This window comes from Burkholderia anthina (assembly GCF_001547525.1).
GTDB classification, from domain to species: Bacteria; Pseudomonadota; Gammaproteobacteria; order Burkholderiales; family Burkholderiaceae; genus Burkholderia; species Burkholderia semiarida.
This window is the reverse complement of the sequence record NZ_CM003768.1, coordinates 748526-768245: the sequence shown is the minus strand read 5'-3', so window position 1 is coordinate 768245 and position 19720 is coordinate 748526. Positions and strand designations below refer to the sequence as shown.

20 protein-coding genes are annotated in these 19720 nt (G+C 68.3%); 11 read left to right on the top strand and 9 right to left on the bottom strand.

Annotated elements, in window-relative coordinates; genetic code table 11:
* Positions 1–128: 128 nt before the first annotated feature.
* Both norM and fumC read left to right on the top strand, forming a co-directional pair.
* On the top strand, positions 129–1517 hold the full coding sequence (norM, locus tag WS64_RS03620) for a multidrug efflux MATE transporter NorM (protein ID WP_059574033.1): 1389 nt from the start codon (positions 129–131) through the stop codon (positions 1515–1517).
* A gap of 184 nt (positions 1518–1701) precedes the next feature.
* A complete protein-coding gene (fumC, locus tag WS64_RS03615) occupies positions 1702–3096 on the top strand; it encodes a class II fumarate hydratase (RefSeq protein WP_059574034.1) in 1395 nt (464 codons plus the stop codon).
* A 54-nt stretch (positions 3097–3150) separates the two neighbouring features.
* On the opposite strand, the gene WS64_RS03610 is transcribed toward fumC, so the two are convergent.
* Both WS64_RS03610 and WS64_RS34835 read right to left on the bottom strand, forming a co-directional pair.
* The gene (locus WS64_RS03610; RefSeq protein ID WP_023475851.1) at positions 3151–3663 is read right to left on the bottom strand and encodes an acyl-CoA thioesterase; all 513 of its coding nucleotides are present in this window, start codon (positions 3661–3663) and stop codon (positions 3151–3153) included.
* Positions 3664–3827: 164 nt separating this feature from the next.
* Complete coding sequence (locus WS64_RS34835) at positions 3828–3968, bottom strand: hypothetical protein (RefSeq protein WP_167351605.1); 141 nt, start codon at positions 3966–3968, stop codon at positions 3828–3830.
* 187 nt (positions 3969–4155) lie between these two features.
* On the opposite strand from WS64_RS34835, the gene WS64_RS03605 reads away from it, so the two are divergent.
* Positions 4156–4863 carry an ArsR/SmtB family transcription factor gene (locus tag WS64_RS03605; protein ID WP_060965734.1) on the top strand — a complete coding sequence of 236 codons (708 nt, stop codon included), beginning with the start codon at positions 4156–4158 and terminating at the stop codon, positions 4861–4863.
* Between the two features lie 150 nt (positions 4864–5013).
* Complete coding sequence (locus tag WS64_RS03600; RefSeq protein ID WP_244166564.1) at positions 5014–7578, top strand: DUF6600 domain-containing protein; 2565 nt, start codon at positions 5014–5016, stop codon at positions 7576–7578.
* Positions 7579–7675: 97 nt separating this feature from the next.
* Here WS64_RS03600 and WS64_RS03595 read toward each other — a convergent pair whose 3' ends face one another.
* The 3 genes from WS64_RS03595 to WS64_RS34150 are packed head-to-tail and all read right to left on the bottom strand — an operon-like array spanning position 7676 to position 10383.
* The gene (locus WS64_RS03595) at positions 7676–8647 is read right to left on the bottom strand and encodes a thymidylate synthase (RefSeq protein WP_059638243.1); all 972 of its coding nucleotides are present in this window, start codon (positions 8645–8647) and stop codon (positions 7676–7678) included.
* A 42-nt stretch (positions 8648–8689) separates the two neighbouring features.
* On the bottom strand, positions 8690–10087 hold the full coding sequence (locus tag WS64_RS03590; RefSeq protein ID WP_059638241.1) for a sigma-54 dependent transcriptional regulator: 1398 nt from the start codon (positions 10085–10087) through the stop codon (positions 8690–8692).
* Positions 10063–10383 (bottom strand): hypothetical protein, encoded by a 321-nt coding sequence (locus WS64_RS34150; RefSeq protein ID WP_155634601.1) that lies wholly within the window; start codon positions 10381–10383, stop codon positions 10063–10065. Before WS64_RS34150 ends, WS64_RS03590 begins: the two co-directional genes overlap by 25 nt.
* A gap of 310 nt (positions 10384–10693) precedes the next feature.
* On the opposite strand from WS64_RS34150, the gene WS64_RS03585 reads away from it, so the two are divergent.
* Together WS64_RS03585 and WS64_RS03580 are read left to right on the top strand one after the other, a co-directional pair.
* Positions 10694–10906 (top strand): hypothetical protein, encoded by a 213-nt coding sequence (locus tag WS64_RS03585; RefSeq protein WP_226093723.1) that lies wholly within the window; start codon positions 10694–10696, stop codon positions 10904–10906.
* Between the two features lie 287 nt (positions 10907–11193).
* Positions 11194–11694, top strand: coding sequence for a dihydrofolate reductase (locus tag WS64_RS03580; RefSeq protein WP_060965733.1), 501 nt, complete (start codon positions 11194–11196; stop codon positions 11692–11694).
* An 84-nt stretch (positions 11695–11778) separates the two neighbouring features.
* On the opposite strand, the gene pmbA is transcribed toward WS64_RS03580, so the two are convergent.
* Positions 11779–13149 carry a metalloprotease PmbA gene (gene pmbA / locus WS64_RS03575; RefSeq protein ID WP_059574040.1) on the bottom strand — a complete coding sequence of 457 codons (1371 nt, stop codon included), beginning with the start codon at positions 13147–13149 and terminating at the stop codon, positions 11779–11781.
* Between the two features lie 127 nt (positions 13150–13276).
* On the opposite strand from pmbA, the gene yjgA reads away from it, so the two are divergent.
* Together yjgA and mog are read left to right on the top strand one after the other, a co-directional pair.
* Entirely contained in the window at positions 13277–13879 is a 603-nt protein-coding gene (gene yjgA, locus WS64_RS03570) for a ribosome biogenesis factor YjgA (RefSeq protein WP_279616257.1), read from the top strand.
* Positions 13863–14471, top strand: coding sequence for a molybdopterin adenylyltransferase (gene mog, locus WS64_RS03565; protein WP_081059055.1), 609 nt, complete (start codon positions 13863–13865; stop codon positions 14469–14471). The genes yjgA and mog overlap by 17 nt, the downstream gene beginning before the upstream one ends.
* Positions 14472–14505: 34 nt before the next feature.
* On the opposite strand, the gene orn is transcribed toward mog, so the two are convergent.
* Positions 14506–15126, bottom strand: coding sequence for an oligoribonuclease (orn, locus tag WS64_RS03560; protein ID WP_040143720.1), 621 nt, complete (start codon positions 15124–15126; stop codon positions 14506–14508).
* A 125-nt stretch (positions 15127–15251) separates the two neighbouring features.
* Here orn and WS64_RS03555 point away from each other — a divergent pair, with 125 nt between their 5' ends.
* From WS64_RS03555 to WS64_RS03545, 3 genes are read left to right on the top strand one after another with little or no spacing between them, the layout of a single operon-like run.
* Positions 15252–16511, top strand: a complete 1260-nt coding sequence (locus WS64_RS03555) for a M48 family metallopeptidase (protein WP_059574043.1) — start codon at positions 15252–15254, stop codon at positions 16509–16511.
* Entirely contained in the window at positions 16508–17449 is a 942-nt protein-coding gene (gene rsgA / locus WS64_RS03550) for a ribosome small subunit-dependent GTPase A (protein WP_060965731.1), read from the top strand. The genes WS64_RS03555 and rsgA overlap by 4 nt, the downstream gene beginning before the upstream one ends.
* Before the next feature lie 60 nt (positions 17450–17509).
* Positions 17510–17827: a putative signal transducing protein gene (locus WS64_RS03545; RefSeq protein ID WP_011351362.1), complete on the top strand. Its 318-nt coding sequence runs from the start codon at positions 17510–17512 to the stop codon at positions 17825–17827.
* 77 nt (positions 17828–17904) lie between these two features.
* On the opposite strand, the gene WS64_RS03540 is transcribed toward WS64_RS03545, so the two are convergent.
* On the bottom strand, positions 17905–18843 hold the full coding sequence (locus tag WS64_RS03540; RefSeq protein WP_059574045.1) for a CobD/CbiB family protein: 939 nt from the start codon (positions 18841–18843) through the stop codon (positions 17905–17907).
* Between the two features lie 120 nt (positions 18844–18963).
* Positions 18964–19650 carry a CoA pyrophosphatase gene (locus WS64_RS03535; protein WP_060965730.1) on the bottom strand — a complete coding sequence of 229 codons (687 nt, stop codon included), beginning with the start codon at positions 19648–19650 and terminating at the stop codon, positions 18964–18966.
* Between the last annotated feature and the right edge of the window lie 70 nt (positions 19651–19720).

Below are 19720 nucleotides of genomic sequence, written 5' to 3'. Positions count from 1 at the left end.
GGGTTCCCCTGCCCGTGACATGGCCATCGGCGCACGCGTTCGACACGGTACGCATAAAGCCGTAAGCTAGCCGTCTCTCAAAATAAATACACAGAGCGCGGGCCCGCACCCGCGCGAGCGCCCATTCCATGTCGCATTCCGGTCTCACGCGGACGGCCGCCGCGCCGCCGTCCTTGTCCAGTCATGCCGCCGATACCGCGCGCCTCGCCGCGCCGCTCGCGATCGCGCAACTTTCCCAGATGGCGATGAGCGTCACCGACACGGTGCTGCTCGGTTCGCTAGGCCCCGATTCGCTCGCGGCGGGCGGGCTCGGCGCGAACTTCTTCTTCGTGATCGTGACGATCCTGCAAGGCGTGCTGTCGTCGGTCAGCGTGAGCGTCGCGCATGCGCGCGGCGCGCAGGCCGAGGACCGCGTGCCGCACATCTACTGGACCGGCTTCGCGCTGTCCGTGCTGCTCGCGATTCCGGCCATCGTCGCGCTGTCGCTGGCCGAACCGATCCTGCTGATGTTCCACGAGCCGCCGCTGCTCGCGCATCACGTCGGCGAATACACGGGCATCCTGCGCTTCGCGGCGCTCGGCAGCCTGATCGGCGTCGGGCTGATGCGTGCGTTCCTGCCGGCGATCGGCGCCGCGCGGCGGCTGCTGTGGGTGTCGATCGGCGGCGTCGGCGTCAACGGCGTGCTGAACTACGGGCTGATCCACGGCGCATTCGGGCTGCCGCGCCTGGGCTTTCTCGGCTCGGCCGTCGCGACGACGATCACGATCTGGCTCACCGCGCTCGCGCTGATCTGGCTGCTGCACGGCCGGCAGCGCTTTCGCCATTTCGTGACCGCCGCGCGCCCGAAGCTGCCCGTGATGGGCGAGCTGATCGGCATCGGCTGGCCGGTCGCGATCACGTATGGCGTCGAATCGACGCTCTTTCTCGCCACCGGCCTCACGGTCGGCGTGCTGGGCGCGACGTCGCTCGCCGCGCACCAGATCGCGCTGAACGTCGCGTCGGTGTCGTTCATGGTGCCGCTCGCGATCGGCCAGGCGGCGAACGTGCGCGTCGGCTACTGGGTCGGCGCGGGCTCGCCCGTCGCCGCGCGGCACGCGGGCTTCGTCGCGCTCGCGCTCGGCGTCGGCTTCATGTCGCTGTCGGGCCTCGTGATGATCGTCGCGCCGCATACGATCGTCGGCCTGTACCTGCACCTCGACGATCCGGCCAACGCGGCGACGGTATCGCTCGCCGCGTCGCTGCTCGGCATCGCCGCGGTGTTCCAGATCGTCGACGGGATGCAGACCGTCGCGTCGGGTGCGCTGCGCGGCCTGAAGGACACGCGCATCCCGATGCTCGCCGCGACCTTCGGCTACTGGGGCATCGGCTTCCCGACCGGCTACTGGTTCGCGTTCCACGCCGGCCTGGGCGCGCGCGGCCTGTGGTGGGGGCTCGCGGCCGGCCTCGCGAGCGTTGCCGCGCTGATGGCCTGGCGCTTTCACCGCAAGACCACCTCGCTCATCGCGGCGGCGCGCTAGCGCCTGTTTGCGCTCGCAACGCGCCCTGGGCGCGACACGACACGAAATCGCGGCCGGCGCTATCCTTGTCGGCTGAGCACCTCGAGACGCCGCGCAAGCGGCGCGACTGCCTCACGATACGTCTGATTACGTCTGACGCCGCGCGACGACGCGCGGCCTTTCCCCTTTCCAGGAGGAGTGCATCATGAACGAAGCAGTTCGGATGGAACGCGACACGTTCGGCGAGATCGCCGTGCCGGCCGATCGGCTCTGGGGCGCGCAGACCGAGCGCTCGCTGCAGAATTTCCGGATCTCGACGGAGAAGCAGTCGCCCGAGCTGATCCACGCGCTCGCGATCGTCAAGCGCGCCGCGGCGGCCGTCAACCAGTCGCTCGGCGTGCTCGCCGACGACAAGGCACACGCGATCATCGCGGCCGCCGACGAGATCATCGCCGGCAAGCATCCGCGCGAATTCCCGCTCGCGGTGTGGCAGACGGGCTCCGGCACGCAGACCAACATGAACCTCAACGAGGTGATCGCGAACCGCGCGAGCGAGCTGATGGGCGGCGAGCGCGGCGAGGCGCGCAAGGTTCATCCGAACGACGACGTGAACCGCGGCCAGTCGTCGAACGACGTGTTCCCGACCGCGATGCACATCGCGGCCGCGTATGCGATCGTCAACCACCTGCTGCCGGCGCTGCGCACGCTGCGCGCGACGCTCGACGCGAAGTCGAAGGCATTCGCCGACATCGTGAAGATCGGCCGCACGCACCTGCAGGACGCGACGCCGCTCACGCTCGGCCAGGAGTTCTCCGGCTATGTCGCGCAGCTCGACCAGGGCATCCGTCACGTCGAATCGGCGCTGCCGCACCTGTACGAGCTCGCGCTCGGCGGCACCGCGGTCGGCACGGGGCTGAACGCGCATCCGGCGTTCGCGGTGCGCGTGGCCGACGAGATCGGCCGTCTGACGAAGCTGCCGTTCGTGACCGCGCCGAGCAAGTTCGAGGTGATGGCGGCCGCCGACGCGCTGGTGTTCGCGCACGGCGCGCTGAAGACGGTCGCGGCGAGCCTGATGAAGATCGCGAACGACGTGCGCTGGCTCGCGAGCGGGCCGCGCTGCGGGCTGGGCGAGCTGTCGATTCCGGAAAACGAGCCGGGCAGCTCGATCATGCCGGGCAAGGTGAATCCGACGCAGTCGGAAGCCGTGACGATGCTGTGCTGCCAGGTGTTCGGCAACGACGTCGCGGTCAACGTCGGCGGCGCGAGCGGCAATTTCGAGCTGAACGTGTTCCGGCCGATGATCGCGCACAACGTGCTGCAGTCGGTGCGGCTGCTCGCCGACGGCGCGCAGAGCTTCAACGATCACTGCGCGGTCGGCATCGAACCGAACCGTTCGCGGATCGACCTGCTGCTGAACGAATCGCTGATGCTCGTGACGGCGCTCAATCCGCACATCGGCTACGACAAGTCCGCGCAGATCGCGAAGAAGGCGCACAAGGAAGGCACGACGCTGAAGGCGGCCGCGCTCGCGCTCGGCTACCTGACGGAAGCGGAATTCGATGCGTGGGTACGCCCCGAGCAGATGATCGGGACGCGGTAACGGCGGGACGGCGGAACGACGGGCGCGGCGCGACGAGCGCGGCGCCCGCGGCACTCAGACGGTGCCCTTCGCGACTTCTTCCGGCTTCATCTCGACGATCTTGTCGAGCGCGGCCCGCACGTCGGCCGCATATTTCGCCAGTACCCGCTGCTCGTCGGTTTCCGGCACGAACGGCGGTACCGGCACCGGGTTGCCGTTCTCGTCGACCGCGACGAACACGACGAGGCAATCGGTCGTCTGACGCAACACGCCGCCCTTCGGATCGCCGGCGTGCACCGACACATGGATGTGCATGCTGGTACGGCCCGTCGCGACGACGCGCGCCTTCAGCTCGACCAGATTGCCGACCAGGATCGGACGCTGGAAGCGGATGTTGCCGACGCTGACCGTCACGCAATAGCGGCTCGACCAGACCGCCGCGCACGCATACGCGACTTCGTCGATCCACTTCATCAGCGCGCCGCCATGCACCTTGCCGCCGAAGTTCACGGACGAAGGCTCGGCAAGGAAGCGGAATACGGTTTCGGTGCGGTCGAGGGCGGCCGGCACGGGGGACGGTTGGGGCATTGTTCTGGCTCCAGGCGGCAGGGGCGCTGTAATCGGGCCATTATACGTTGCACTGCGGCAATGCGTCGCGGCGAGCCCCGTGTGGCGGGGCTGCGGCGGCCATGCCGACGAGAGCTGTTCACGCCAATAACGGGCTTGCGCTGGCCCGAGCCGAACGGCACCGGTCACCGGCGCACGGTGATGCCCTGGTCGATCGTCCCGTACATCTCGATACTGCCGCCGCGCGCTCCGGTCGCGCCCGCGCCACCGGGCGCACAGGCCGCGCAGAGGAGCGCGGCCGCCAACACACAGAAAATCGTCTTCATCGTCGCATCGCGTCACATGCGGCGGCCCGCTGCCGCCGCGTCCGGCCATTCTACGCGTGCCCTGCAACCGCCCGCAGCCGGTCCGCGCAGCGGCGCCGCCGCTGCGTTCGACATTTCATCCGAAAGCGAAACATCGAATGCGGGCACCGACTACACTGCCCCTCATCCCGCTCGACGAGACACGACGATGACCGATCAAGACGACCACCATTTTCCAGGCCTCAGCCGCATCGGCGCGCTGCTCGCCGATCCCGGCCGCGCCGCGATGCTGTGGGTGCTGATGGACGGCAGCGCGCGCCCGGCCGGCGAACTGACGATGATCGCGGGGCTGTCGCCGTCCGCGGCCAGCGCCCACCTCGCGCGCCTGACCGAAGGCGGCCTGCTGGCCCTCGACGTGCGCGGCCGGCATCGTTACTACCGCATTGCATCGGCCGATATCGCGGCCTCGCTCGAAGCGATGGCCAACGTCGCCCGCGCGGCCGCGCCGCATCGCCCGGTTCCGCCGCCGTCGCGCGCGGTCCCGGCCGAACTGCGCTATGCACGCACCTGCTACGACCACATGGCCGGCGAGCTCGCGGTGCGCATCTTCGACGGCCTCACCGCGCGCGGCTGGCTGCTCGCAAACGGCAACGCGATCGAGACCACCGAGCTCGGCACGCAGGCGCTCGCGCGATGGGGCATCGACGTCGCGCAGCAGCGCATGCGCCGGCGCCGCTTCGCGTGCGGCTGTCTCGACTGGAGCGAGCGGCGCTCGCACCTCGGCGGCGCACTCGGCGCGGCGCTGCTCGATAGCTTCTGTTCACATGGCTGGATCGAGCGTGCTGCCCGGCCGCGCGTGCTGCGCGTCACGGTGCGCGGGCAGCAGGTTTTCGACGCGTGGCTTACGTCCGCTTGACGCCGGCATTGCAACTGCACGACAACGGCGCGCGATGGAGAGGTTTTGTTACATCGCGTGCCACTCGACTTACAAAACACCGTGCCTTGAAACAGGCCAAGCGGATATTGTGAACTCGACGGCACGAATCGACGCGCCGCGATCACGACAATGACGCTCACCATGGCCACCCTGTTCACGCTCAAGCGCACCGCCCGCTGCACGCTGCTCGCGTTCGTCGCGCTTGCGGCGCTGCCGCCCGCCGTCGCGCAATCGGTCGACGCGCCGCCGAATATGACCGCGGCGCGGCAACCGGGCGGCGATCCGCCGGGCCGCGTCGCGCGGCTCAATTACCTGTCGGGCGCCGTGACGACCGAACCGGCCGGCACCGATACGTGGTCGTATGCGGCGGCCAACCGGCCGCTGACGACCGGCGACCAGCTCTGGAACGATGCCGGCGCGCGTTCGGAACTGCACGTCGGCTCGACCGCGGTGCGGCTCGGCGAATCGACGAGCCTGTCGGTGCTGAACCTCGACGACACGACGACGCAGCTGAAAGTGGGGCTCGGCACCGTGTCGACGCACGTGCGCGGTCTGCCGGCCGGCGGATCGTACGAAATCGACACGCCGAATCTCGCGCTCGGCATCACGGGCCCGGGCGACTACCGCGTCGATGTCGCGCCGAACGGCGCGAGCACGACGGTGACGGTGCGCAGCGGCAACGCGACCGTCTACGGCAGCAACGGACAGTATCCGCTGTCGCCCGGCCAGCAGGTCGTGTTCACGGGCACCGACCTGCAGGTCGCGCAGCAATCGGCCGCACCGGCCCCCGACGCGCTCGACCAGTGGGCCGCCAGCCGCGACGCGGCCGAAGCGCGCTCGGTGTCGGCCCGGTACGTGTCCCGCGACATTCCGGGCTACCAGGATCTCGACGCGAACGGCACGTGGCGCGAAACCCCGAATTACGGCGCGGTATGGGTGCCGAACAACACGCCGGCCGACTGGGCGCCGTATCACGACGGTCACTGGATCTGGCAGGCGCCGTGGGGCTGGACCTGGGTCGACGACGCGCCGTGGGGCTTCGCGCCCTATCACTACGGCCGCTGGGCGTACGTCGACGACAGTTGGGCATGGGTGCCCGGCCCGATGGTCGTCAGCCAGCCGCCCGTCTACGCACCGGCGCTCGTCGCGTTCGTGGGCAGCGGTGGCGGCGGCGGCGGTTCCGACTGGAGCGTCGCGCTCACGGTCGGCGGCGTGGCCGCGGCCGGCTGCGCATGGTTCGCGCTCGGCCCGGGCGAGGCGTGGCATCCGGGCTGGGGCGGCTGGAGCCCGCACTACTACGACCGCGTCAACCGCAACATCGTGGTGAACAACGTCAACGTGAACAAGACCGTGAACGTGACGAACATCACCAATATCACCAACATCAACAAGACGTACGTGAACTTGCGCGCGCCGCACGCGATCACGGCCGTGCCGGCCGCCGCGTTCGTGCACGGCCAGCCGGTCGCGCACTTCGCGCAGCCCGTCGATCCGCGGCAATGGCGCAACGCGCACGTGATGCCGGGCACGCCCGGCATCGCGCCGGTGCGCCAGAGCTTCACTGGCGGGCTGCGCAATGCCGGCTACCGCCCGCCGGCGGCGATCGCGCAGCACCCGTTCGTGGCGACGCGCAATCCGGCCGTGCCGGCCGCGTATCGCGACCAGGCCGCCGCTCACCTCGCGCAGCAGGGCGGGCGCGTACCGGGGGCCGGTGCGCCCGTCGTGAAGACGAACGTACCGGCCGACTATACGGCTCGCCCGGTCCGCGTGCCGGGCAAGCCGGGCGGCAGCGCATGGGCGATGCACAACGTGCAGCTCGTGAATCCGCACGGCCCGGTCGTGCAGCCGGCCCGCGCGCCGCGCGAAGGCCTGCCGGCCGACGTGCGGGCCGGACAGCCGGGCGCACCGGCGCCGGGCATGCCGAATGTCGCGCGGCCGGCGAACGGCGAAACGCCCAACGCACCGCGTTTCGCCAACGGCGGCACGCCGCAGGCGCCCGGCAATCCGATGCCGCATCAGGCGTTCGCGCCCGGCAATGGCGTCCCGCATCCGCCGGGCGCGAACGACGTTCCGGCGCGGACGGGCGATGCGCACGCAGCGAACGCGCCGTCGCCCGTGTGGATGCAGCCGCACACGCCGATGGCGCATCAGCGCCCTGCTCCAGCTGCCGCGCTACACGCGGCGGGACAGAATGCGCTGCCGCCCGTGCGCAGCGCGGCAATCCCGCATCCGGACGGCGTGCCGGCTCCGCAGGGTGGGCAATCCGGCGGGCGCAACGAAGCGCCTCGCGCGCTGCCGCAACCGCAGTCCGACCATACCGCGCAGATTCCGCAACCGCATCCGCGCCCCGATTTCCCGACGCCGGCCCGGCATGCGCAGCCGCAACCGGAGCGGGCCGCCCCCGCGCCGCAACCGCGCCCGGACTTCGCCCAACCGGCGCCCCGTCGCGAAGTCGCGCCGCCGCGCGTGAACGAGTACCGTCCGCCGGCGCCCGCGGTGCACGACATGCCGCGTCCGCAGCCGCAGGCGCCGCGCATGGAGCCGCGGCCGCAACCGGCGCCCCGCATGGAACCGCGCCCGTCGGTGCCCGCCCCCCGGATGGAACCACGGCCGCAGCCGGCGCCGCACGTCGAGGCGCCGCGCCCGGGCAGCCCGCCGCCGCAGGGCGGCCACGAAGAGCGGCATCGCCAGTAAGTGCCGCGGACATGAAACAAAAGGCTCGACCGGCTGATACCGGTCGAGCCTTTTTGCGGCGTGCGGATCGATGAAACCGCGCGGCCCCGCCGCGCGATCAGACCGCCATCGGCGCGGTCAGCGGCTCATGGTGGCGATAGCCGACGAGCGAGAAATCGGACGGCTCGATCTGCTCCAGCCATTCCGGCGCATAGACGCCCGTCTTCGCGTACTCGGGCACACGCTCGGCAATCTCGAGCCGCGGGCTTTCGTACGGGTCGCGCGTGAGCTGCCGTTGCAGCATGTCGAGCTGGTTCTCGTAGATGTGGGCGTCGCCGATGAAATACGTGAACCAGCGCGGCGTGTAGCCCGTCAGCCGGCCGACGAGCGACAGCAGCGCGGCGCCTTCGGTCAGGTTGAACGGCGTGCCGAGGCCGACGTCGTTGCTGCGGATGTACAGGCACAGCGAGATTTCGCGCTTCGTCGCGTTCGGCAGGAACTGGTACAGCAGATGGCATGCGGGCAGCGCGATCTGGTCGAGCACGGCCGGATTCCACGCGTGAAACAGGATACGGCGATCGGACGGGTTCTCCATGATCGTGTCCAGGCACTGGCGCAACTGGTCGATCGCCTTGTACAGCAGCACCTTCGGCGCGCCGTCTTCATCGAAACGCGTGACGATCCGGAAGCCGCGGCGCGTCGCATCGGCGATCTGCGCGTCGGCGCTCGCGTCGAGCACCTTGTAGCCCGGCCACTGGCGCCATTGCACGCCGTAGACGTCGCCGAGATCGTCCACGCCCTGGCGATACGGGTTCGCGAGCCACTGCGCGTTCTCGTTCGCGTTCGCATCCCACACCTTGCAGCCGAGCGCGCGGAAATCGGCCGCGCTGCGCGATGCGCGCAGGAAGCCGACCAGCTCGCCGATCGCGGACTTGAACGCGAGCTTCTTGGTCGTCACGGCCGGGAAGCCTTGCTGCAGGTCGAAACGCAGCATCGCGCCCGGCATGCTGATGGTGCGGATTCCCGTGCGGTTCTCCTGCCAGGTGCCGGTATCGAGAATGGTACGAACGAGATCGAGATACTGTTTCATGCGGGTTCCTTCGGCCGCGAGGGGCGGCCGCACCCGCCAATTTTAGCAAGCGTGGCGCGGAAGCTCCGGCAACGGTGCCGAAAACCCTGCCAGCGTGTCGCCGCGCTCGCGCATGCCGTGCGCGCACATCAGCCGGTAGAGCGTGACGCGCGACACGCCGAGCTCCCGCGCGGCATCCGCGAAACGGCCGCGATGGCGCAGCAGCGCCTGCTCGATCGCCTGCCGTTCGGCCGCCTCGCGCGCCTCCAGCAGCGACACCGGCGCGAGCGTCGCATAGTCGTTCAGTTCGAGGTCGGTCGCGGTGATCATCCGGCCTTCCGACATCACGATCGCGCGGCGCACGCGATTGATCAGCTCGCGCACGTTGCCGGGCCACGAATAGCCGTACAGCGACGCGACCGCGTCAGGGGAAAAACCGCGCAGGCGGCGATGCGCATCGCCCTTGAAGCGCTCGAGCATGTGGCGCGCGAGCACCTCGATGTCCTTGCCGCGCGCGCGCAGCGGCGGCTCCTCGATCTTCAGCACGCACAGCCGATGAAACAGGTCCTCGCGGAAGCGCCCTTCGCGCAGCGCCGCTTCCATGTCCACGTGCGTCGCGCAGATCACGCGTACGTCGACCGGCACCGACACGTGCGCGCCGAGCCGCTCGATCTTGCCCTCCTGCAGGAAACGCAACAGGCTCGCCTGGCTTTCGAGCGGCAGATCGCCGATCTCGTCGAGAAACAGCGTGCCGCCGTTGGCGGCCTCGACGCGACCGATCTTGCGCTGGTTCGCCCCGGTGAATGCGCCGCGCTCATAGCCGAACAGTTCGGCCTGCAGCAGCGTCGACGGTATCGCCCCGCAATTGATCGCGATGAACGGCGCCTGCGCGCGCGACGACCGCTCGTGAATCGCGACCGCCGTCAGCTCCTTGCCCGTGCCCGACTCGCCGGAGATGAACACCGGTGCGTCCGTCGCCGCGACACGGCGGATCGTCCTGAAGAGCCCGAGCATCGCATCGCAGGTGCCGACCATCTCGCCTTCGGTACGCCCGGCGCCGACGGGCGGCGCGACGGCATCGGTCAGTGCGACCATGCCGTGCGCATGGCCGACGGTCTCGACGATGCGCGCCGTTTCGTACGGCATCGTCACGTAGTCGAAGCAATAGTCGCGGATGAGATGGCGTAGCATCGCGTCCTGCAACTGGCCGCGCCGCGTCGCCGCGATCCAGCCGATGTGCTGGATGCTCAGGCAGGATTCGAGTTCGCGCAGATCCGACGGCTTGAAGCCCGGCGAGAAATCGAGCAGGCCGGCGGTTGCCACGCCCTGCTGCACGACGCGCCGCACGTCGCGCACGGTCTCGGCAAGATCGACGCGCCAGCCGCATTCGTCGAAATGGCCGCGCAACGCATCGTTCGGTTCGCGCGAATAGTAGATCACGTGCCGCTGATCGGCTCCCATATCCTCACCCCGTTCATCAACCGTCTAACGATTGCCGCACACGTCAGGTCGCGTGCAAAAGGATCGAATCGGGTCAGCCCAAGGTGGCTCGATTCGCCATGCCGATGCGCGGCAACGACAATGCCTCGCATGATGGCGCTTATCTTGCGTCCAGTTATTTTGATCAAACAGCTTGTTACAGGCGCAGAATACGACAAGCCCGTTTCAGCGCCGATGGCGATCCGGCCCAATCGCTCAGGAGGTCGATGCAGATCAATCATCTGCACATAGCGCATGCGCAGGAAGGGTTTCGTCATCAACACACGCGCCGATTTTCATCCTTGAAGCGGGTTGGTTGAATCAGCAATATTCCCGAGCCCCCTCGTTTCAGGCCTGAAACATTTTCAGGCGTTTTCGGCCACAATTCGCAACGCTCGAGCGCGAATCGCAATGGCGGCAATGCTCCCGGTATCGTGGCATGTATTTCGCTGAATACGGAAACGACCGGAGACAGTCACCATGCGAAAAATCCTTTTACTTTCTTTCGTGCCGACGACGCTCCTGCTTTCGGCCGCCGGCCCGCCTGCCCCCGCATGCGCGGACGAAGGCATGCGGCCGGATCGCGCGATGCTGCTTGTCGAAAATGTGCCGGTCAGGCAGCACGGCAACGGGTTCGGTATCGTGACCGTGTCGGCGCCGCAACCGCTGCCGGCGCGCCAGGCCTCCGTGACGCTGTGGGACGAGATTCCACCGCCGCCCCAGTTGCCGATGCCGGCACCGCAACCGGGCAACATGCAGCATGCGATGGGAGGCAACGCGCGAAGCAATACGCATCCCTGATCATTTTCCGTGTCGATTCAATCAGGATTGCGTATTGAACCGACGATCCGGTCGGACGGAATGCCATCGACCGGAACCGGTATCGCCGATCTCGCGACGCAAAATGTTTTGGTGCTCCGTCCCCCGGCGGGCACTCTTTTTATTCGGACGGCCGCCGTGATGCGGGCATCCCGCGTCGCGGCGCACCGCGCAACACACGCCGATGCCCACGTGGGCAGGCGGAATCCGGCGCGCGCCGCCGTTCCGGTAAAATCGGCCCATTGCATGTCCCCTCTTCCCCGACCTTCATGACGACGTTGACCCTGATCGTCGCGCGTGCCCGCAACGGCATCATCGGCCGCGACAACCAGTTGCCCTGGAAACTTCCCGAGGATCTCGCGTTCTTCAAGCGCACGACGATGGGCGCGCCGATCGTGATGGGCCGCAAGACCCACGAGTCGATCGGCCGGCCGCTGCCCGGCCGCCGCAACATCGTCGTCACGCGCGACGCCACGCGCCGTTTCGAAGGCTGCGACACGGTCACGTCGCTCGCCGACGCGCTGGCGCTCGCCGCGCGCGACGGCGCGCCCGAGGCATTCCTGATCGGCGGCGCGCAACTCTATGCGGAAGGTCTCGCGCTCGCCGACAAGCTGGTCATCACCGAGATCGACGCCGACTTCGACGGCGACGCGTCGTTCCCGGCGCCCGACGCCGCGCACTGGCAGGAAGTCTCGCGCGACGCGCATCAGGCTGCCGCGCCGAACTCGTTCGGCTATGCGTTCGTCGTCTACACACGCAAGCGCGGCTGACGCCTTCTTCCGCACGATGAAAAAACCCGACCGGCTCACGCCGGTCGGGTTTTTCGTTGACTGTCGGCCTGCGCCGCGTGCGGCTTACTGCCCGGCGATCGTCATCTGCTCGATCAGCACCGAGCCGGTTTCCTTCGTGCCGCGCACGATCGAATCCGCGCCGATCGCGACGATATGGCGGAACATCTCCTGCAGCGTGCTGGCGACGGTGATTTCCTCGACCGGATACTGGATCACGCCGTTCTCCACCCAGAAACCCGCCGCGCCGCGCGAATAGTCGCCGGTCACGTAGTTCACGCCCTGCCCCATCAGCTCGGTCAGCAGCAGGCCCGTACCGAGCTTCTTCAGCATCGCGTCGAAGTCGTCGCCCGCCTGCGTGTTCGAGCTGCGCAGCGCGAGGTTGTGCGAGCCGCCCGCGTTGCCGGTCGTTTGCGTGCCGAGCTTGCGCGCCGAATAGGTCGACAGGAAGTAGCCTTCCACGACGCCGTCCTTCACGACGCTGCGCGCACGCGTGCGCACGCCTTCCTCGTCGAACGGCGCGCTGCCCATCGCGCGCGGCACGTGCGGATCCTCGACGACCTGGATGTGCGGCGCGAACACCGGCTTGCCGAGACTGTCGACGAGGAACGACGTCTTGCGGTACAGCGCGCCGCCGCTCACCGCCTGCACGAATGCGCCGAGCAGGCCGGCCGCGAGCGGCGCCTCGAACAGCACCGGCACCTTGCGCGTGTCGAGACGGCGCGCGCCCATCCGCGCGAGCGCGCGCTCGGCCGCGTAGCGGCCCACCGCTTCGGGCGCGGCGAGATCGATCGCGCTGCGCTTCGACGAATACCAGTCGTCGCGCTGCATGTGACGGCCGCTGCCCGCGATCGGTGCGCACGCAATGTAGTGGCGCGAGTACGGGTAGCCGGCGAGGAAGCCGCGCGACGTCGCGAGCACGAACTGCGAGTGCTGCGCCGACACGCTCGCGCCTTCCGAATTGCGAATCTGCGGGCTGACCGCGAACGCGGCGTCTTCCGCGCGGCGCGCGAGCTCGACGGCCTCGTCGGCGCTCAGCGCCCACGGGTGGTACAGATCGAGGTCGCGCGGGTCGGTTTCGAGCAGCTCGGCTTCGGCAAGGCCGGCCGCTTCGTCCTCGGCCGTGAAGCGCGCGATGTTGTAGGCGGCGGCGACGGTATCCTTGATCGCGGCCGGCGAGAAGTCCGACGTGCTCGCGTTGCCGCGCTTCTTGCCGATGAACACGGTGACGCCGACCATCTTGTCGCGGTTGTGCTCGATCGTTTCGACTTCGCCGCGGCGCACCGACACCGACAGGCCGTCGCCCTCGGAGATTTCGGTCGCGGCGTCCGTCGCGCCGAGCGCCTTCGCATGGCGAAGGATGTCCGATGCGATTTCCTTGAGCTGGTCCTGCGTGTGCGGGAAATAGCGCGCTTGTACGTCGAGATTGGCTGCCATCGTCTTGGTATCCGGTGGCGGGCGGGCGCCCGCATGGTCAAAATGTTGCGTATCCCGCGATCATAGCAAGGTCCGGGGCCGCGCACAGACAAGCTTGGGGTGTCCGCGCCGCGATACAATGCGGCCCATGACACGCAAAACCCGAATCCAGCCGATCGAACCTGCCGTCGAGGACGACGACCATGGCTACGATCGCCCCAGCAAATCCCAGTTGAAGCGCGAAATGCACGCGCTGCAGGAACTCGGCCAGGCGCTCGTCGACCTGCCGAAGGATGCGCTCAAGCGCATGCCGATGCCCGAGGACCTCGCGGACGCCGTGCGCGAGGCGCGCCGGATCACCGATCACGAAGGCAAGCGCCGCCAGCTCCAGTACGTCGGCCGCGTGATGCGCTCGCTGACCGACGACGAAACGGCCGCGCTGCGCACCGCGCTCGACGCGCAACGCGGCGTGAACAAGGCCGCCACCGCCCGCCTGCACTGGATCGAGCGCACGCGCGAGCAACTGCTCGCGAGCGACGACGCGCTGACCGAATTCCTGCGCCAGCACCCCGACGCCGACATCCAGGAAGGCCGCACGCTGATCCGCAACGCGCGCAAGGAAGCGCAGCAAGGCAAGCCGCCGCGCTATTTCCGCGAGCTGTTCCAGTGGATCAAGGCCGCGGGCGGCGCATCCGACACCGACGACGAAGCGGCCGACGACGCCGGAGACGACCATGACGACGAAGCGTAACCATCCGGACGAGCTCGTGGTCGGCCTCGTGTCGATCAGCGACCGCGCAAGCACGGGGATTTACGAAGACAAGGGCATTCCGGCGCTGCAGGAATGGCTCGCCGGCGCGCTGGTTTCGCCGTGGCGCGCCGAGACGCGCCTGATCCAGGACGACGCGCCGACGATCTCGGCCACGCTCGCCGAACTGGTCGACGTCGCCGGCTGCGACCTCGTGCTGACGACGGGCGGCACGGGCCCCGCGCGCCGCGACGTGACGCCGGAAGCCACGCTGGCCGTGGCGACGAAGGAAATGCCGGGATTCGGCGAACAGATGCGGCAGATCAGCCTGAATTTCGTGCCGACCGCGATCCTGTCGCGGCAGGTCGCCGTGATCCGCGAAACGGCCGACCATGCGGCGCTGATCATCAACCTGCCCGGCCAGCCGAAGTCGATCCGGGAAACGCTGGAAGGGCTGCGCGACGCCGACGGCAAGTCGACCGTGCCCGGCATCTTCGCCGCGGTGCCCTACTGCATCGACCTGATTGGCGGCCCGTATATCGAGACCGACGCCGCGGTGGTCGCGGCGTTCCGGCCGAAAAGCGCGCGGCGCTGAGCGTTTGCCGCGCGCCGCACGCGTGCCGGCCCGCTCAGGCGGCCGGCACGGAATCGCCTGCCGGCGCCGAGGCGGCCGGAATCAGGAAATGCTCGCGGTAGTACTTCAGCTCGTCGATCGACTCGTGGATATCGGCAAGCGCCGTGTGCATCGCCCGCTTCTGAAAACCCTTGTAGATGGCCGGCTGCCAGCGGCGGCACAGCTCCTTGAGCGTACTGACGTCGAGATTGCGGTAGTGGAAGAACCGCTCGAATTCGGGCATCCAGCGCGCCATGAAGCGGCGGTCCTGGCAAATCGAGTTGCCGCACATCGGCGACTTGCCCGGCGACACGTACTGCGCGAGGAACGCCTGCAGTTGCGCGGCGGCTTCCGCCTCGGTCACGGTCGATGCGCGCACGCGGTCGATCAGCCCCGAACGGCCGTGCGTCGACTTGTTCCAGTCGTCCATCTTCGCGAGCGTCTCGTCGCTCTGGTGGATCGCGAACACCGGGCCCTCGACCGCGATGTCGAGCGTGGAATTGGTCACGACGACCGCGATCTCGATGATGCGGTCGTTATCCGGGTCGAGGCCCGTCATTTCCATGTCGAGCCAGACGAGGTTCAACTCGTTGCGCACGAGCGCGGGCTGGCTGGCGGAAGCGGCGGTATCGGTCATGATTCATCCTGGAAAATGGCGGACCGGGCGCGCCGATGCGGCGCCGCCCGGGCGGCCGGCATCGCGTGAGCGGGGCCGGTCCGCAAGAACATATAATTCTCGCATAGAACCCTTTGGCGCCTTCGATGTCACCCTTTTCGTTCACCCTGCTGTTCGCGATCGCCGTGCTCGCGATGGTCGTCACCAAGCTGTGGCTCGCGTCGCGGCAGATCCGCTTCGTCGCCGCGCACCGCAACGGCGTGCCCGCGCAGTTCAGCGCCACCATCCCGCTGACCGCCCACCAGCGCGCGGCCGACTACACGGTCGAGCGCACCCGGCTGACGATGTTCGAGATCGTCGTCAGCGCGGCCGTGCTGGTCGGCCTCACGCTGCTCGGCGGCGTGGGCGCGCTCGACACGCTGCTGACCGGCTGGCTCGGCCGCGGCTACGGGCAGCAGGTCGCCCTCGTCGCCGCGGTGCTCGTGATCACGGGCGTGATCGACGTCCCGTTCGAGTACTACCGCCAGTTCGGCATCGAGCAGCGTTTCGGCTTCAACCGGATGACGAAGCGGCTGTTCTTCACCGACATGCTGAAAAACACGTTGCTCGGCGCCGTGCTCGGCCTGCCGCTGCTGTTCGTCGTGCTGTGGCTGATGAATCAGGCCGGCCACCTGTGGTGGCTGTGGACCTGGATCGTGTGGGTCGCGTTCCAGATGCTCGTGCTGCTGATCTACCCGACCTTCATCGCGCCGCTCTTCAACAAGTTCGAGCCGCTGAAGGACGATGCGCTGCGCGCGCGCATCGAGTCGCTGATGAAGCGCTGCGGCTTCGCGGCGAAGGGCCTGTTCGTGATGGACGGCAGCCGCCGCTCCGCGCACGGCAACGCGTACTTCACGGGTTTCGGCGCATCGAAGCGGATCGTGTTCTTCGACACGCTGCTCGCGCGCCTGTCCGGCCAGGAGATCGAAGCCGTGCTTGCGCACGAACTCGGCCACTTCAAGCGCCGCCACGTGATGAAGCGGATGCTCGTGTCGTTCGTGCTGAGCCTCGTGCTGCTCGCGCTGCTCGGCTGGCTCGCGCAACGCACGTGGTTCTATACGGGGCTCGGCGTCACGCCGTCGCTCGACACCAGCAACGCGGGCGCCGCGCTCGTCCTGTTCTTCCTCGCGATTCCCGTGTTCCTGTTCTTCGCGACGCCGTTCAGCAGCCTCACGTCGCGCAAGCACGAATTCGAGGCCGACGCGTTCGCGGCCAGCCAGACCGACGCGCAGGATCTCGTCAGCGCGCTCGTGAAACTCTACGAGGACAACGCGTCGACGCTCACGCCCGACCCCGTCTACACGGCTTTCTATTACTCGCATCCGCCCGCGTCGCAGCGGATCGACCGCCTGCTGCAGCACGCATGAGCCGGCCGACCTCCCGCAAGCCGGCCGCGCGCGCGTCGGGCGCGCAACGGGCCGAAGGCCGCGTGATCGCGGCGCACGGCCGCCACTACATCGTCGCCCCCGACGACGGCGGCCCGATGCTGCAATGCTTCCCGCGCGGCAAGAAGAGCGACATCGCGGTCGGCGACCGCGTCGCGTACGAACTCGCGTCGGCCGACCAGGGCGTGATCGTCGAGATCGGCGAACGGCGCAACCTGCTGTACCGCTCCGACCAGTTCAAGTCGAAGCTGTTCGCGGCGAACCTCGACCAGTTGCTGATCGTGCTCGCGACCGAGCCCTATTTCAGCGAGGATCTCCTCGGCCGCGCGCTGATCGCGGCCGAAGCGAACGAACTGAAGCCGCTCGTCGTGCTGAACAAGATCGACGTCGAGGCCGCGCTGCCGGTCGCGCGCGAGCGCCTCGCGCCGTACCGCGCGCTCGGCTACGACGTGCTCGAGCTGTCGGTGAAGGGCGCGCCGGACGACGCACGTGCACAGCTGATGCCGCACCTCGCCGGGCATTCGACGATCCTGCTCGGCCAGTCCGGGATGGGCAAGTCGACGCTCGTGAACCTGCTCGTGCCCGACGCCGAAGCCGCGACCCGCGAGATTTCGGCCGCGCTCAACAGTGGCCGTCACACGACGACGTTCACGCGCCAGTACCCGCTGGAAGGCGGCGGTGCGCTGATCGATTCGCCGGGCTTCCAGGAATTCGGCCTCTACCACCTGACCGAAGGCCGTCTCGAGCGCGCGTTTCCGGAATTCCGGCCGTTGCTCGCGGACTGCCGTTTCTATAATTGCCATCATCTGCACGAGCCCGGCTGCGCGATCCTCGAAGCCGTCGCCGACGGCCGTATCGCGCCGTCGCGGCACGCGCTGTACGCGCAACTCGTGCACGAGGCGAGCCAGATCGTCCGCTGATCGCGCGACGTGCACGACGGCCGGCCGGCGCCATGCCGGCCTTCATCGACAGGAGCCGCGATGCGTTTCAAGGCACCCGACCTCGCGACCGCGCAGCATTGGGCCAACGTGCTCCAGGTGGCCGGCATCGGTTGCGAGCTGCACAACTGCTACGCGACCGGCGCGCTCGGCGGCCTGCCCGCCGACGCGTGCACGCCCGAGCTGTGGCTCGACGACGAACGCGACGATGCACTCGCCCGCCGGCTCCTCGATGCCGCGTCGCACGGCCCGTCGGCCGGCGCGGCACCGTGGCGCTGCCGGCAGTGCGGCGAAGCGCTCGAAGCGCAATTCACCGCGTGCTGGCAATGCGGCGCCGTGCGCGACCCGCTCGACGACTGAACGCACTGCGCCGACCCACAGCGAAAAGGCCGGCATCCAGCCGGCCTTTGTCTTTCATCGGGTACTGCGCTGCGCCGTCACGACACCCAGACGGCGAGCGTCAGCATCAGCAGCAGGATCATCCACAGGATCACCGCGCGCCACACGAGGCCGACTGCCGACTGCAGCGTGCGCGGCGTGCAATCGTCACCAACCGTCAACGGACCGCTGTCGCCGACCGCCAGCGCATCGAGGCTCGACGGTTCCGCGAGCGGCCCGGCGAGACGCGCACCGAGCGCCCCGCTGCCGGCCGCCAGCAGCACGCCGTCGTTCGGGTCGGGCCACTGGCGCGTATGGTTGCGCCATGCATAGATCGCATCCTCGAAATTGCCGACGATCGCGAAGCCGAGCGCCGTCAGTCGGGACGGAATCCAGTCGATCACGAAGAACGCGCGCTGCGCGAACGTCGAGAACGCGGCCGTGCGATCGTCGCCCGGCGTCGACCAGCTGCGCGCGAGGTATTCGGAAATCCGGTACAACACGGCGCCGGCCGGACCGATCGGCAGCACGTACCAGAAGAACACGCCGAAGACGTGCCGATGCGACGCGACGACCGCATGGATCAGCGTATGGCGGACGATTTCGCCGACCGGCATGTCGACCGTGTCGATACCCGTCCACTCATGCAGGATTTCGCGCGCGCGCGGCACGTCGTCGTTGTTGAGCGCGAGATGGATATCGGTGAAGTAGTGGCTGAACTGACGGAAGCCGAGCGTGAAATACACGACGACGACGTTCCATATGAACGCGAGCACGAAGCTCACCTTGTACAACAGGAAATAGACCAGCGCGACGATCAGCACCCACGGCAGCACGACCGCGAGCCATGCGAGGAGCCCGTGCTTCTGCTTGCCGGCGTCGAGGCCATGCGCGACGGTTTCCGCATGAAACTGGAACAGCGCGAACACCGGATTGCTCGGCGACAACGCGCGGACCTGTTCGATGATGAGGGCGAGGAGAACCGAAAAGAAAGTCATGCGTGGCGCCGTCTTCGGAGTTATGTCATTTTTTGCATAACGATAGCACAGCGTCAGCCGCGCATGGCTGCCGGCGCGGTCGCCGGGCAGCCGCTCGCGCGCGCCGGCCGGCGCGCCCGCCTAGCCGGCGGCCAAGAAGCGATACAGATTGCGAAACATGGCGGCAGTTGCGCCCCAGATGAAGTATTGCCCGCCCGCTTCGCCGTTCGGGTAAGGCATGGCAAAAAAACGACGCTCGCCGCCTTCCCACCGAAACACGCGGATCTGATGGTTCGCGGGATTCATCAAGAACGCGAGCGGCACTTCGAAAATCTCGGCGACTTCGAACGTGTCGGCCTGCACGGTGAACGGCGGATGCACGAGGCTGACGACCGGTGTCACGCAGAAGCCCGTGCCGGTCAGGTAGTCGGGCAGCACGCCGAGAATCTCGACGCGTTCGGCGGCCAGCCCGATCTCCTCTTTCGCCTCGCGCAACGCGGTGGCGGTCGCGTCTCGATCGAACGGCTCGCGACGGCCGCCCGGAAAGCTGATCTGTCCGGCATGGTCGTTCAGGTGATCGGCGCGCTGCGTCAGCAGTACGGTGAGGCCCGTCTCGCGTGCGACGAGCGGCATGAGAACGGCCGCGCTGCGCGGATCGACGCCTTCCTGCAGCCTCGCCTCGCCGGGCTCGACGCTCCATTCGAGCGTGCGTGCGAAACGTTCGCGCAGGCCGGACGGCGTCATCAGCCGGGAATCGATGACAGGCAGGCCGGCGCCGGTGCCTTCGACCGGCAATACTTCGGGATCGATGATGGGGCCGCGATTCAATGGAGCTCTCGGGTTCGTGTCGTATCGAGCATATTGTCGCGCCAGAATGAAAAAAGCACCCGGTTGGGTG

Coding starts and splice junctions, on each gene's coding strand:
- norM (WP_059574033.1), top strand. CDS start 129: ATGTCGCATTCCGGTCTCACGCGGACGGCCGCCGCGCCGCCGTCCTTG.
- fumC (WP_059574034.1), top strand. CDS start 1,702: ATGAACGAAGCAGTTCGGATGGAACGCGACACGTTCGGCGAGATCGCC.
- WS64_RS03610 (WP_023475851.1), bottom strand. CDS start 3,663: ATGCCCCAACCGTCCCCCGTGCCGGCCGCCCTCGACCGCACCGAAACC.
- WS64_RS34835 (WP_167351605.1), bottom strand. CDS start 3,968: ATGAAGACGATTTTCTGTGTGTTGGCGGCCGCGCTCCTCTGCGCGGCC.
- WS64_RS03605 (WP_060965734.1), top strand. CDS start 4,156: ATGACCGATCAAGACGACCACCATTTTCCAGGCCTCAGCCGCATCGGC.
- WS64_RS03600 (WP_244166564.1), top strand. CDS start 5,014: ATGACGCTCACCATGGCCACCCTGTTCACGCTCAAGCGCACCGCCCGC.
- WS64_RS03595 (WP_059638243.1), bottom strand. CDS start 8,647: ATGAAACAGTATCTCGATCTCGTTCGTACCATTCTCGATACCGGCACC.
- WS64_RS03590 (WP_059638241.1), bottom strand. CDS start 10,087: ATGGGAGCCGATCAGCGGCACGTGATCTACTATTCGCGCGAACCGAAC.
- WS64_RS34150 (WP_155634601.1), bottom strand. CDS start 10,383: ATGACGAAACCCTTCCTGCGCATGCGCTATGTGCAGATGATTGATCTG.
- WS64_RS03585 (WP_226093723.1), top strand. CDS start 10,694: ATGCTGCTTGTCGAAAATGTGCCGGTCAGGCAGCACGGCAACGGGTTC.
- WS64_RS03580 (WP_060965733.1), top strand. CDS start 11,194: ATGACGACGTTGACCCTGATCGTCGCGCGTGCCCGCAACGGCATCATC.
- pmbA (WP_059574040.1), bottom strand. CDS start 13,149: ATGGCAGCCAATCTCGACGTACAAGCGCGCTATTTCCCGCACACGCAG.
- yjgA (WP_279616257.1), top strand. CDS start 13,277: ATGACACGCAAAACCCGAATCCAGCCGATCGAACCTGCCGTCGAGGAC.
- mog (WP_081059055.1), top strand. CDS start 13,863: ATGACGACGAAGCGTAACCATCCGGACGAGCTCGTGGTCGGCCTCGTG.
- orn (WP_040143720.1), bottom strand. CDS start 15,126: ATGACCGATACCGCCGCTTCCGCCAGCCAGCCCGCGCTCGTGCGCAAC.
- WS64_RS03555 (WP_059574043.1), top strand. CDS start 15,252: ATGTCACCCTTTTCGTTCACCCTGCTGTTCGCGATCGCCGTGCTCGCG.
- rsgA (WP_060965731.1), top strand. CDS start 16,508: ATGAGCCGGCCGACCTCCCGCAAGCCGGCCGCGCGCGCGTCGGGCGCG.
- WS64_RS03545 (WP_011351362.1), top strand. CDS start 17,510: ATGCGTTTCAAGGCACCCGACCTCGCGACCGCGCAGCATTGGGCCAAC.
- WS64_RS03540 (WP_059574045.1), bottom strand. CDS start 18,843: ATGACTTTCTTTTCGGTTCTCCTCGCCCTCATCATCGAACAGGTCCGC.